This window comes from Nonomuraea solani (assembly GCF_900108335.1).
GTDB lineage: Bacteria > Actinomycetota > Actinomycetes > Streptosporangiales > Streptosporangiaceae > Nonomuraea > Nonomuraea solani.
Genome location: NZ_FNVT01000001.1, coordinates 506,010 through 518,047, shown reverse-complemented (window position 1 = coordinate 518,047; position 12,038 = coordinate 506,010). Strand labels below are relative to the sequence as shown.

Annotated in this window: 12 protein-coding genes; 3 read left to right on the top strand and 9 right to left on the bottom strand. The window is 70.7% G+C overall.

Features of this window, described 5'->3' with window-relative positions:
- Positions 1-118: 118 nt before the first annotated feature.
- Complete coding sequence (locus C4V41_RS02390; RefSeq protein WP_200823694.1) at positions 119-781, top strand: cytochrome b; 663 nt, start codon at positions 119-121, stop codon at positions 779-781.
- Between the two features lie 224 nt (positions 782-1,005).
- The gene (locus C4V41_RS62725) at positions 1,006-1,542 is read left to right on the top strand and encodes a cytochrome b family protein (RefSeq protein ID WP_200823693.1); all 537 of its coding nucleotides are present in this window, start codon (positions 1,006-1,008) and stop codon (positions 1,540-1,542) included.
- On the opposite strand, the gene C4V41_RS02385 is transcribed toward C4V41_RS62725, so the two are convergent.
- Genes C4V41_RS02385 through C4V41_RS61625 form a run of 8 tightly spaced genes read right to left on the bottom strand, consistent with a single transcriptional unit; the run spans position 1,529 to position 7,608 of the window.
- Positions 1,529-1,918 carry a Rieske (2Fe-2S) protein gene (locus tag C4V41_RS02385; RefSeq protein WP_103954044.1) on the bottom strand — a complete coding sequence of 130 codons (390 nt, stop codon included), beginning with the start codon at positions 1,916-1,918 and terminating at the stop codon, positions 1,529-1,531. The two genes, C4V41_RS62725 and C4V41_RS02385, sit on opposite strands and share 14 nt — an antisense overlap.
- Positions 1,919-1,963: 45 nt before the next feature.
- On the bottom strand, positions 1,964-3,130 hold the full coding sequence (locus tag C4V41_RS02380; protein ID WP_103954043.1) for a sensor histidine kinase: 1,167 nt from the start codon (positions 3,128-3,130) through the stop codon (positions 1,964-1,966).
- Positions 3,127-3,792, bottom strand: coding sequence for a response regulator transcription factor (locus C4V41_RS02375; RefSeq protein ID WP_200823692.1), 666 nt, complete (start codon positions 3,790-3,792; stop codon positions 3,127-3,129). The genes C4V41_RS02380 and C4V41_RS02375 overlap by 4 nt, the downstream gene beginning before the upstream one ends.
- A 10-nt stretch (positions 3,793-3,802) precedes the next feature.
- The gene (locus C4V41_RS02370; RefSeq protein WP_103954042.1) at positions 3,803-4,618 is read right to left on the bottom strand and encodes a S1C family serine protease; all 816 of its coding nucleotides are present in this window, start codon (positions 4,616-4,618) and stop codon (positions 3,803-3,805) included.
- Positions 4,615-5,556, bottom strand: coding sequence for a VWA domain-containing protein (locus C4V41_RS02365; protein ID WP_103954041.1), 942 nt, complete (start codon positions 5,554-5,556; stop codon positions 4,615-4,617). Before C4V41_RS02365 ends, C4V41_RS02370 begins: the two co-directional genes overlap by 4 nt.
- Positions 5,553-6,485, bottom strand: a complete 933-nt coding sequence (locus tag C4V41_RS02360; protein WP_103954040.1) for a DUF58 domain-containing protein — start codon at positions 6,483-6,485, stop codon at positions 5,553-5,555. The genes C4V41_RS02365 and C4V41_RS02360 overlap by 4 nt, the downstream gene beginning before the upstream one ends.
- Positions 6,482-7,465, bottom strand: a complete 984-nt coding sequence (locus C4V41_RS02355; RefSeq protein WP_103954039.1) for an AAA family ATPase — start codon at positions 7,463-7,465, stop codon at positions 6,482-6,484. Before C4V41_RS02355 ends, C4V41_RS02360 begins: the two co-directional genes overlap by 4 nt.
- Complete coding sequence (locus C4V41_RS61625) at positions 7,462-7,608, bottom strand: hypothetical protein (protein ID WP_160150142.1); 147 nt, start codon at positions 7,606-7,608, stop codon at positions 7,462-7,464. Before C4V41_RS61625 ends, C4V41_RS02355 begins: the two co-directional genes overlap by 4 nt.
- 112 nt (positions 7,609-7,720) lie before the next feature.
- Here C4V41_RS61625 and C4V41_RS02350 point away from each other — a divergent pair, with 112 nt between their 5' ends.
- Positions 7,721-8,626, top strand: a complete 906-nt coding sequence (locus C4V41_RS02350; RefSeq protein ID WP_103954038.1) for a dienelactone hydrolase family protein — start codon at positions 7,721-7,723, stop codon at positions 8,624-8,626.
- A 120-nt stretch (positions 8,627-8,746) separates the two neighbouring features.
- On the opposite strand, the gene C4V41_RS02345 is transcribed toward C4V41_RS02350, so the two are convergent.
- Positions 8,747-11,821: a M14 family metallopeptidase gene (locus C4V41_RS02345; protein WP_200823691.1), complete on the bottom strand. Its 3,075-nt coding sequence runs from the start codon at positions 11,819-11,821 to the stop codon at positions 8,747-8,749.
- Positions 11,822-12,038: the final 217 nt, after the last annotated feature.

The following is a 12,038-nucleotide window of genomic DNA, read 5'->3' as shown; positions in this document are numbered from 1 at the left end:
AATCCAATTATACGACCGAACATCGGAAAATTGGATTAGACCAATTGGTATAAACCAATTCTTGAGAAAGGAGGAGGTTAGGTGCACAATCGGATCACACCCCCACCAGGAGGCCCCCATGGCCACTCCTACCAAGCCCAAGAGGCGCGCGCAGATCGTCGCCGGTTCGGCAAAGGTCGCCCGAGACTCATTGATCTCCCTCGACGACCGGCTGCCGTTCGCGCGCTGGCTCCGGCCGCAGTTGCGCAAGCTGTTCCCGAGCCACTGGTCGTTCCTGCTGGGTGAGCTGGCGCTGTACGCGTTCGTCATGCTGGTGCTCACGGGGACGTTCCTGACGCTGTTCTACAAACCGAACCCGGACGTGGCCTACGAGTCGGTCGTGGAGCTCAGCCTGGACGTACGCGGCGGGCTGCTGATACGTCAGCTCCACCACTGGTCGGCGACGGTGTTCGTGCTGGCGATCGTGGCCCACATGTGCCGTGTCTTCTTCACCGGCGCCTTCAGGAAGCCGCGCGAGCTGACCTGGATGCTGGGCGTGACGCTGTTCGCGCTGGCCCTGTTCGAGTCGTTCCTGGGGGTGTCCCTGCCCGGCGACCAGCTCGGGATGACGGGGCTCAAGCAGGCGGAGGGGCTGCTGCTGTCGATCCCGCTGATCGGCACCTACCTGGCGGCCTTCGTCTTCGACGGCCCGTTCCCCGGCCAGGTCATCCCGCGCGTGTTCGTCACCCACGTGCTGCTGGTGCCCGGCATCCTGCTGGCGGTGGTGCCGGGCACGCGCTGATCCTCACGTGGCGGCAGAAGCACACCGAGCGAAGGAGCCCGCGACGAGAGAGCGAGGGACGAAGCGGTCGCGGCCATGAACACGAACGGCGCGCGGCGGCCACCGCCGAAGACAAGGTCACCGGCGGGCCGTTCTTCCCCTACTTCGCGATCAAGAACGGCGCCACCGCGCTGTTCACGATCGGCTTCATCTCGCTGCTGGCCACGTTCGTCCGGGTCAACCCGGTGTGGGAGCACGGGGCGTACCGGCCGGGCGCCGCTCCCCCGTCGGCGCAGCCGTTCTGGTACGCGGGCGTGCTGGACGGCGCGCAACGGCTGGTCCCCGCGTGGGAGATCCCCATCGGCGGGTACGTGCTCCAGCTCGGCCTCTGGATCCCGCCCCTGGTCCTGCTGGCCTTCTTCGCCCTGCTGTTCCTCTACCCGTTCCTCGAACGGCGCTTCACCGGCGACGGCGACGTGCACCACCTGCTCGACCGGCCCGCGCAGGCCCCGGTGCGCGCCGCGCTGGGCGCCGCCGTGATCACATTCTTCACCGTGCTGTGGGCGGGCATGTGGGTGTCGGCGGTCCCGCCGGCGATGCACTCGGCCCCCGGCCTCCCGCAGCCGCCGCCCGCGCCCGGCGCGCTGCTGACGGTCCCCCAGAGCACCTACGAGGTGATCGTGACGGGGCTGCGGGTGGCGGTGTTCGTCCTGCCGGTGCTGGCCTTCCTCATCACCCGGGCGGTGTGCGCCAGACGCGCCGCACCGGTCAGGCCAGACTGATCACGCCTTTCGCGACCTTGATCTTCTTACGGGTGAGCGCCCGCTTGGCCGGGCCGCGCACCACGGCACCGGTCGAGGCGCTGAACTTGCTGCCGTGACACGGGCAGTTGATCGTGCCCCCGCTCACGCTCGCCACGGTGCAGCCCTGGTGGGTGCACTTGGCGCTGAAACACCGGTAGACGCCCTTCTTCGGCTGGGTGATCACGTATTTGCCCTTGACGACCTTGCCGCCACCCACGGGGATGCTCCTGGCCTTGGCCAGCGCCGGGCCCGCGGTCTCGGCGGTCTCGGCGGCCTCGGCCGGGCGCGGCCACAGGAACACGACCCCGGCGCCCGCGGCGCCACCTCTGGTGATCAACGTACGACGTGTGAGCATGTATGCCTCCTTCACCTCATCACACGTCCGAGATCACCGGGCGGTTCACAGCGGATTGTCCTCGGGCGGCGAACCGGGCACGCCGTCGCGCGGCGGCAGCCAGAGCACGAACGTCGACCCCTCGCCGAGCCGCGAGAACACCGCCACCCGCCCCCCGTGCGACTCCACGATCTGGCGGACGATGGCCAGGCCCAGGCCCGTGTGACGATCGCGGCGGCTGGCCTCGCCGCGCCAGAAGCGGTCGAACACCCGCACCTGGTCGGCCTCCTCCAGCCCCGGCCCGTCATCCCGGACGGCCGCCCACAGCCAGCCCTCCGACCGGCCCGCCGCGACCCGGATCGTGCCGCCGGGCGGTGAGAGGCGCACGGCGTTGGACAGCAGGTTGGCCACGGCGCGGCGCAGCGCGTCGGAGTCGCCGGTCGTCTCCAGGCCGGACCCCAGCACCCGGGTGATCGTCACGTCGCGGGCCCCGGCCGGGGCGGCGTACTCCTCGCACGCCTCCGCCACCACCCTGGCCAGGTCGAGGTCGGCGTCGGCGAACGCGGTGCCCTGGCGTCTGGCGGTGGCGAGCAGGTCTTCGACCAGTCTGGTCATGCGGGTGGTGGCGCGGTCGATGATCGCCACGGCCCTGGCCCGCTCCTCGTCGCTGGTGTCGGGGGCGGCCAGCACGGCGTCCACGTTGGCCCTGATGATGGTCAGCGGGCTGCGCAGCTCGTGCGAGGCGTCGTCGATGAGCTGGCGCTGCGCGCTGAACGCCTGTTCCAGCCGGTCGAGCATGGTGTCGATGGTGTCGGCCAGGTCCTTGAGCTCGTCGCGCGGCCCGTTCAGCTTGATGCGCCGCTTCAGGTCGGTGGCCTGGATCTCCTCGGTCGTGTGGGTGATCGACCTGACCGGGCGCAGGACGCGGCCCGCGAGCACCCAGCCGATGCCCAGGCTGGCGACGTAGAGGCCGGCCAGCGTGAGCAGCGAGTAGGTGCGCAGCGTGGCCAGCGTCTCGACGTTGACCGCGTTCTCGACCTCCTCGACGAAGACCACTTCCTGTTTGCCGACGTATTCGCCGCCGTTGTAGGTCTTGGCGTAGCGCGTCGTGTACGGGCGCTGGTCCGTGCTCTTGGAGACCGCGAAGTAGATGCCGCCGAGCACGATCGTGGCCAGCACGAACAGCAGCCCCGAGTACAGCACGGTGATCCGGAAGCGGATGGTGTGGATCATGTCGGCTCCTTGAGCCGGTAGCCCCGGCTGATCACGGTCTCGATCAGGCCCTCTTCCTGCAGCTTGCGCCGCAGGTTGCCCACCGTGACGCGTACGGTGCTGGTGAACGGGTCCGTGTGCTCGTCCCAGACGTGTTCGAGCAGCTCTTCGGCGGAGACGACGTGGCCGGGCCTGGTCATCAGGTAGTGCAGCACGCCGTACTCCTTGGGGGTGAGCGCCAGCGACCTGCCGTCCAGCGACACCTCCAGCCGGGCGGTGTCGATCCGCAGACCGCCCACCTCCAGCACGGAGGTGCCGCCGCCGGCGTCCCTGCGCAGCAGCGCCCGCACCCTGGCCAGCAGTTCGGGGAACGCGAACGGCTTGACCAGGTAGTCGTCGGCCCCCTCGTCGAGGCCGCGCACGCGGTCGTCCAGCCGGTCGCGGGCGGTCACCATGATGATCCGCACGCCCTGGCCGGCCGCGCGCACGGTGCGGCAGAGCTGGAAGCCGTCGCCGCCCGGCAGGTTCAGGTCGAGCAGGACCAGGTCGTACGTGTTCACCTGGACCTTCTCGTGGGCGGTCGGCGCGTCGTAGGCGACGTCCACCGCGTATCCCGCCCGGATGAGACCCACGCGCAACGCGTCGACCAGGTCTTCCTCGTCCTCGACCACCAGCAATCGCATGTTCAGGACCCTAATTTCGAATGATGCGTTCCGCGATCGGCGCGGCCCGGTCGATGGGGATGGCGAAACCGATGCCGATGTTCCCGCCGCCCCGGCCGGTCGCGATCGCGGTGTTCACCCCCACGACCTCACCGCGGGCGTTCACCAGCGGGCCGCCCGAGTTGCCCGGGTTGATGGACGCGTCCGTCTGCACGGCCGTACGCCGGGCGCCGCCCAGCCGTACCTCCCTGTCGAGCGCGCTGACGATGCCGGCGGTGACCGTGCCCGACAGGCCCAGCGGCGAGCCGATCGCGAGCACCTGGTCGCCGACGGACAGGTCCGCCGACCTGCCGAGCGTGGCGGGCGTCAGCTCGCGCGGGTAGTTCACCTCCAGGACGGCCAGGTCCTCGTCGTCGTCCTCGCCGATCACCTGGGCGGTCAGCCGGCTGCCGTCGCTCAGCACGACGGTCACCTGGTCGCTGCCCCTGACGACGTGGGCGTTGGTGAGGACGTGCCCGCGGCCGTCCACCACGAACCCGGAGCCGCCCGAGCCGTCGCTCTCGATGGAGACGACGCTGGGCAGCACGCGGGCGGCCGTCGCGCTCAGCCCAGCAAGGTTCGCCGACGGGTTCGGGGCGGCCCTCGGGAGGGCCGCCGGCGCCGGGCCCTCGGAGAGCCTGGCCCCGGCCACGCCTGCCGCCGCCCCGGTGAGCGCCGCGACGAGCGTGGCGGTCAGCAGCAGGCGTCCCCCGCGCGGGCCCCTCACGACCCGCGGCGGTTCCTCCTCGCGGATGACGAGGGGCGGGGTCAGGAACTCCGGCCCGCTCGGCCGGCCCAGCCCTCTCACGGGAGCCTCGAGAACCAGAGCATCGACGTCGCCGCCGCGATCAGCGCGAAGATCAGTCCCGCCCCCACGAACCACTGCCAGATCTCCTGAGTCTCGGTGCGGTAGCCGACCGACGTGCCGATGTCCTCGTAGACGGCCTGCAGCTCGTCGCCGCTGGCCGCCTCGTAGAACCCGCCGCCGGCCGCCTCGGCCAGGTCGCGCAGCGCCGGCCCGTCCACCGGCACCGGGACCTGGCGGCCCGACAGGCTGATGGTGCCGTCCGCCGTGCCGTAGGCGATGGTCGTGACCGGCACACCCCTGGAGGACGCCTCGGCCGCCGCGTCGCTCACCGTGCGGCCGGTGGTGTTGGAGCCGTCCGACAGCAGCACGATGTGCGCGGGCGGCGCCTCCTCCTCCGAGTCGAGGGCGGCGATGGCCTCCAGCGAGGAGTAGACGGCCTCGCCGATGGCGGTGCCCGAGGCGGTGCCGAGCCGTTCGACCGCGTCCAGCACGGCACGCCGGTCCAGCGTGGGCGGCACGGCCACCGTGGCGTCGGACGAGAACGACACCAGCCCCAGGTTGAACCGCTCCGGCAGCCCCTGGACGAACTGCCTGGCCGCCTGCTTGGCCGCCTCGAACCGGTTCGGGGCCACGTCGGTCGCGCTCATGGACGCGGACACGTCGAACGCCACCATGATCGTGGCCCGCTCCCTCGGAACTTGCAGCTCGGCCGTCGGCCGGGCGAACCCGACCACCAGCAGCGCGAACATCAGCAGCAGCGCCGCCGCCGGCACGTGCCTGCGCCAGCCGGGGTTCCGGGGAGCGACCTTGTCGAGCAGGTCGAGGTTGGTGAAGCGGACGGCGTACGAGCTCTTGCGCAGTGACATGACCACGTAGGTCACGGCGAGCAGGGCCACCGGAATGAGCAGCAGCAGCCAGATGGGCGCGAGAAGCGTCATGCCACATCACCTCCTCCGGGCGGGCTCACGGCCAGCATGGCCAGACGACGCTGTCTCATGACGTGGCGGACCAGGTCGCGCACCCAGTCGCCGTCGGTACGCAGCCGCAGGTGCGTGACCCCGGCCCGGCGCAGCGCCCGCGCGATGGTGTCGCGCTGCTCCGTGGCCGCCTCCGCGTACCTGCGGCGCAGCCGGGCGTTGCCGGTGGCGACCTCGCGCCGGCGTCCCGTCTCCGGGTCGACCAGCGTCAGGACGCCCACGTCGGGCAGGGTCAGCTCGCGCGGGTCGAGCACCTCCACGGCCAGCACCTGGTGGCGGGCGGTGAGCCTGCGCAGCGGCGTCTCCCAGGTCTCGGGCGGGTCGAGGAAGTCCGACACGACCGTGACCAGGCCGCGGCGGCGTACGACCCGGCCGAGCTGGTCGGCCGCCACCCCGATCAGCGGCTCGGTGACCCCGGGCCGGGTGCGGGGCAGCGCGTACGCCGCCTGCAGCAGCGCCATCAGGTGCGGCCGGCCCGTCCTGGCGGGCAGCGTCCTGACGCCGCCGCCGTGCAGCAGGTGGGCGCCGATCCGGTTGCCGGTGCGCTGGGTGAGGAAGCCGACCGCCGCCAGGGCGGACAGGGCCAGCTCCCGCTTCTCCATCGCCGCGGTGCCGAAGTCCATGCTGGCGGTGGCGTCGAGCAGCGCCCAGATCTCCAGCTCCCGGTCGGCGACCAGGTCGCGCACGTGCGGCTCGTTCGTGCGGGCGGTGACGTTCCAGTCCATCCGCCGCACGTCGTCGCCCGGCTGGTACGCCCGCGACTCCGCCGGCTCGCTCCCCGGTCCGGGCACCAGGCCCAGGTGTTCGCCCTGCAGCAGCCCATCCAGCCTCCGCGTGATCGTCAGTTCCAGCCTGCGCAGCGCGGGCTCGGCCATCAGGTACGGCTTCATGCCACGGCTTCCTGCTGCTGCGGAGAGATGATCGGCATCGGTACGGCCGCCACCACCCGGTCCACGATCTGCCGGGGCGCCACCCCGTCGGCCAGCGCGTCGAACGACAGCACGAGCCGGTGGGCCATGACGTCGTGGGCGAGGTCCCGTACGTCCTCGGGCAGCACGTAGTCGCGCCCCCGCAGGACCGCCAGCGCCCGGCCGGCCGCGAGCAGGCCGAGCGTGGCCCTCGGGCTGGCCCCGAACCCCAGCAGCCGCCGCACGTCCTCCACCCCGTACCGTTCGGGTTCGCGGGTGGCGTAGACGAGGCGGACGGCGTACTCGGCGACGGCGTGGTGCACGAAGACCTGCTCGGCCCGGCGCTGCAGCGCGACGACCGTGGCCGCGTCGAGCACGGGCTGGGCGGCGGGCGGGTCCACGCTCATGCGGTAGACGATCGCGAGCTCCTCCGACTCGCTGGGATAGTCCACGTCGATCTTCATGAGGAAGCGGTCGCGCTGGGCCTCGGGCAGGTGATAGACGCCCTCGGACTCGATCGGGTTCTGCGTGGCCAGCACCAGGAACGGCGTGGGCACCTCGTGGGTGACACCGCCGATGCTGACCTGCCGCTCGGCCATGATCTCCAGCAGCGCGGACTGCACCTTCGCGGGCGCCCTGTTGATCTCGTCGGCGAGCAGCAGGTTGACCATCACCGGGCCCAGCTCGATGTCGAACGACTCGGTGGAGGGCCGGTAGATCCTGGTGCCGATGATGTCGGCGGGCACCAGGTCGGGCGTGAACTGGATGCGGGCGAACGTCCCCCCGACCACCGTGGCCAGGGTCTCGGCGGCCAGCGTCTTGGCGATGCCGGGCACGCCTTCGAGCAGGCAGTGCCCCTTGGCGAGCACCGCCACGAGCAGCCGCTCGACCATGTGGTCCTGCCCGACGATCACTCGCTTGACCTCGAACAGGGCCCGTTCGAGCAGTGCCGGGTCGGTCATGGCTGCACGCTCTTCAGGGGGCAGTCGTCCACGACCAGCCGTAGCTCCAGCGCGGAAGGCTCGGGGTCGGCGAACGCGGCGCTGCCTGTCATGAGCACGGCCCCCGCGGCCAGCAGCACAAGAGCGAAACGTGATGTACGCATGTTCTCCTCGTCCCTCGTATCGGCGTGGGGCCCATGCCATCAAGCGACCGCGAAAACCCGCGTAACCGCCGCTTTTACACGGTTTTTCGGTCGATGGGGTTAGACCTCCGACATGACGCCCATCCAGCGCTATCTCGCAGAAGAGGTCGCCCACGATCACGTGGACGGCCTGATCCCCCGCCGCGAAGCGCTGCGTCGGCTGGCCCTGCTCGGCCTTGGCCTGCCCGCGGCCACGGCCCTCCTCACGGCCTGCGGCGCGCCGCCGGAACCCGCGGCCCCCACCACCTCCGCCCCTGCTCCCCCGGCCACCACGGCGAGCCCGGCGGGGCCGTCGCCGCTGCCCACCGAGGCGATCACCTTCCCCGGGCCGGAGGGGGCGACGCTGCAGGGGGCCTGGGCGGCGGCCGCCTCACCGAAGGGCGGGGTGCTGGTGATCCACGAGAACCGCGGGCTCACCGACCACATCCGCTCGGTCGCCGGCCGCCTGGCCGCCAGCGGCTACTCGGCTCTGGCGCTCGACCTGCTGTCCAGGGAGGGCGGTACGGCGACGTTCACCGACACCGCGCAGGCCACCGCCAAGCTCGGGGAGATCGCGCCCGAGCGGTTCGTGGCCGACATGAAGGCGGCGGTGGGCGAGCTGGGCAAGCGGGCCGAGGGGGCCAAGCTCGGCATGATGGGGTTCTGCTTCGGGGGCGGCATGACGTGGCTGATGCTGTCCTCGGCCGAGCCCCGCCTGGCGGCCGCCGTGCCCTTCTACGGCCCGCTTCCGGACAACGCCGACATGGCCGGCACCAAGGCGGCCGTGATGGGGGTGTACGCCGAGCAGGACGACCGCGTCAACGCCACCAGGGACGCCGCCAAGACCGCCCTGGAGAAGGCCGGCCTCACCCACGAGATCGTCACGTTCCCCGGGGTCGGGCACGCCTTCTTCAACGACACCGGCCAGCGCTACAACCCCCAGGCCGCCGCCCAGGCCTACGACCGCGTCCTCGCCTGGTTCGCCCGCCACCTCACCTGACCCCGCCGTACAGAACTGATCTGCGCGCAAAAGGCCGGCCGGGCGAGCGGCCGTTCGCCCTTCCCCTTTCCCTCCAAAAAGGACGGCCACCCCTTGCGGAGTGGCCGTCCCGTGAGGTGATCAGCCGATCAAATACCTGATCATCTTGCGCAGCGCCGCGACACGTTCGGCGTCGCCGCCGATCTGCTCCAGCCCGAAGCCCAGCAGCACCGTGTCCTTGGTGGTCACGGCCGCCGTGGTGTCGGCCTGGTCGCGGACGAAGTCGCCGCCGCCGGTCGGGCTGCCCGCCGGAGGTCCGGGGATCGCCCAGGCGCCCAGCCCGGCCTCGAAGCCCTCGGCCTCAAGGGTGCCGGCCGAGGTGGTGACCCGGGTGTCGTCGACGAACGCGCCCACGCCCCCGGTGCTGGGGTCGGTCACGTAGCTGATCGACACCTCGACCTGCTGCCCCGCGTACGCGGACAGGTCGAAGGCCACCTGCTGCCACCCGCCCGAGTTCCCGGTGAACCGGTTCCACGAGCCGGAGGTGCCGGTCGGCGTGCACGGGTTGCCGCCGGTCAGGTAGTGCAGCAGCCACGGGTGCTCGGCCAGGTAGAACCCGGCCTCACATTCTGTCGGGACACCGGTGTCGGTGCCGCCGTTGAGGTCGGGCAGCGTGGTCCAGTTCTCCTGGCCGACCGTGTGGGCCTCGACGATGACGTTGTCATAGCCGGGCTCGGTGTCGAAGGAGAGCTGGAACGCCAGCCGCGGCTGCTGCGCCGCCGTCACGGTGCCCAGGTTGATCGTCCTGGTCAGCCGCATGTACGAGTCGTCGGCGTGCGCACCGGCGACGTACCACTGTCCCTCGATGGGATCGAACGGCCCCGGCGTGCCGAGCTGGTAGTCCGCCGCCGGAGTGCCGGTGAAGCGCGGGAAGTCCGTGCCCATGGGCAGCAGGACTCCGGCCTCGTTCAGCGGGTTGTCCACCGTCGCCGGGCCGCCGAACGTACCGGAGATGCCGGCCAGCGGGCCCGCGCCGGTGAAGCCGCTCGGGTTGGCGCGCGGGATGCGCCCGCCGACGCCCATGTAGTACTGGGTGAAGTCGTCGGCCAGCAGCAGGCACTCGTCGAACAGGCCCTGGATGGTGGTGACCACGCAGTCGCCGTCCGGGTTGCCGTCGATGCCGTAGTAGATGCCGCCGACGATCGTGTCGAGAATGCCGTAGTAGCCGGCCGTCTCGCCCGTGTAGAGGAGTTTGCCGCCCTCGTTGAGATAGTCGCGGACGGAGATGGTCAGGTCCTGTTGCGACCGTTTGACGTCGGCGTCCGGCAGGTTGCCGAGCGGCGTCACCGTGACGACGTCCTGCTGGTCCATGGACAGCCGGTTGTCGCCCAGCTCCCACACCAGGCCCTTGAAGTGCGACAGCACGCCGAGGTGGTGCGGCACGCCCTGGGCGTCGACGTCCCACGTCTCGGAGGCGTACCCGGCCGCCTGGAGCGCCTGGCGGTACTGGGTGGCGTACTTGGGCGCGGTCACCGAGGGCGGATAGTCCGGGTTGAAGCCGGTGTAGTCCTCGTTGGCCACGACCAGCACCTTGGCCGCGGAGTCCTTGGCCAGCCGGTAGGTGAAGTGCGAGCTGGACACCAGGCCGACGCCTGGCTTGAGGCCCTGGAACCAGACCTCGACCCTGTCACCCGGTCTCGCCCCGCTCACGGTGGCTCGGTACTCGCCGAAGTACAGGTCGTTCTCGTCGCCGTACCGCTCGCCGCCCTTCCACTCGCTCAGCAGCCTGGTCTGCGCCGGGCCGCCGTTGATGCGGTAGCGCAGCACCTTGGCCAGCAGCGACCGGCGGGCGTTGACGGCCACCGGCTGCGGGTCACCGTACGAGACGGAGAAGGAGTCGGGCGTGAAGTCGGGCACCGAGCGCCCCACCACGGAGACCGGCTTGTCCGGCGTCTGCACGGACTTGGCCGCGGCCACCGCCAGGGGGACGTTCATCAAGAACTCCTCCTGGATCAGCCGCTCGTCGTCGGGGAAGGTGAACCCGAGCCCACCGGCGCAGCCCTCCACCGTCCACTCGTCATCGGGGTACTTCTGGGCCGCCGCCTCGCACGTGGACATCTCCGGCGTGATCGACAGGATCTTCCGCACATTCGTCATGTGCCCGTCGGTCTCGCCGTTGGTGGTGTACAGCTCGGCGCCGATGTCCGGGTCGTACGTCGGCACGGCCGGGGTGGCGTCGTCGCCCAGCATGGCCTCGAAGATCACGTCGTCGGGCGACGGTGTGGCCTGCTGCCAGCCGATCCCGTACAGCAGCAGCATGGCCGCGGAGTGGTAGTTCAGCAGGTACGTGAAACGCACCCGCCTGGTCAGGTTGTCGATCGCCACGGTCTCCGGCTCGGACTGCGGGCTCCTGCCCCGGTAGGTCTGGCTGGAGGGCTGGCTTGACGAGCCCTCGTCGTCGTAGCCCCACTTGTAGGCGAAGTTGCGGTTCGGGTCGACGCCGTCGACGCTGGTGATCTGGCCGTCGCCGTCGTTGTCCCGCAGGTTCTTGCGCCACAGCCGGTTGTTCGGCGTGAACGTGTAGTCGTAGCCGTCCGGGTTGAGCACCGGAGCGAACCACAGCTCGGTGGTGTTGACGATCTTGGTCAGTTCGGCGTTGGTCCCGTAGCCGTTGAGGAAGTGGTGCAGCAGCCGCCGCACCATCTCGGGCGTGATCCACTCGCGGGCGTGCTGGGCCGCCGAGTACAGCATCGCCGGGCGCTTGCCGTCGGCCAGACCACGGGCGTCCTTGGTCACCTTGATCGCGGTGATCGGCGTGCCGTTGATGCTGTTGCCCAGGTTGACGACCTTGGCGATGCCGGGCTTGGCGTTGGCCGCGGCGATGATCTCCTCACGGATGCCGCCCGCGCCCGCGTACCGCTTGAAGACCCCGTCCTGCTGGGCCGCCCGGGCCGCCGACACCTGCGCCCGCAGGCCGATGCCCTGCGCGGCGAGTCTGTCGGCCAGCGCGGAGGCCAGGATCACCTCGATGGTGACCTTGCCGTCCGCCCGCTTGACGATCCGCATCTCCTCGCGGTCGACGCCCGCCGCGACCAATGTGGCCATCTGGTCGGCGGACAGTTCGCCGGTATAGACGAACACGCCGTCGGGCCCCGCCGGGGGCTTCGGCACCGCCGAGGCAGGGGGGACGGCAAGAGAGGTGAGTAACAGGAGCATGCCAGCGAACATGATGAACGTGCGCTTCATCGCGCCTCCGAAAAATCGGGCCCCCGATTACCGCTAGGGATGCCCGCAATGTCCGCGTATGCCGGAGGCTTGTCAATCAAGACGGCCACATGTGGTCAAAGTCTGCACGACTTCATCTGAAACGTATCCAGGGACGAATGACCATGGAGCCGGTGAAACGTGCGTACCGCACGGTCCCGCAAATGAA

Coding starts and splice junctions, on each gene's coding strand:
- C4V41_RS02390 (WP_200823694.1), top strand. CDS start 119: ATGGCCACTCCTACCAAGCCCAAGAGGCGCGCGCAGATCGTCGCCGGT.
- C4V41_RS02385 (WP_103954044.1), bottom strand. CDS start 1,918: ATGCTCACACGTCGTACGTTGATCACCAGAGGTGGCGCCGCGGGCGCC.
- C4V41_RS02380 (WP_103954043.1), bottom strand. CDS start 3,130: ATGATCCACACCATCCGCTTCCGGATCACCGTGCTGTACTCGGGGCTG.
- C4V41_RS02375 (WP_200823692.1), bottom strand. CDS start 3,792: ATGCGATTGCTGGTGGTCGAGGACGAGGAAGACCTGGTCGACGCGTTG.
- C4V41_RS02365 (WP_103954041.1), bottom strand. CDS start 5,556: ATGACGCTTCTCGCGCCCATCTGGCTGCTGCTGCTCATTCCGGTGGCC.
- C4V41_RS02360 (WP_103954040.1), bottom strand. CDS start 6,485: ATGAAGCCGTACCTGATGGCCGAGCCCGCGCTGCGCAGGCTGGAACTG.
- C4V41_RS02355 (WP_103954039.1), bottom strand. CDS start 7,465: ATGACCGACCCGGCACTGCTCGAACGGGCCCTGTTCGAGGTCAAGCGA.
- C4V41_RS61625 (WP_160150142.1), bottom strand. CDS start 7,608: ATGCGTACATCACGTTTCGCTCTTGTGCTGCTGGCCGCGGGGGCCGTG.
- C4V41_RS02350 (WP_103954038.1), top strand. CDS start 7,721: ATGACGCCCATCCAGCGCTATCTCGCAGAAGAGGTCGCCCACGATCAC.
- C4V41_RS02345 (WP_200823691.1), bottom strand. CDS start 11,821: ATGCTCCTGTTACTCACCTCTCTTGCCGTCCCCCCTGCCTCGGCGGTG.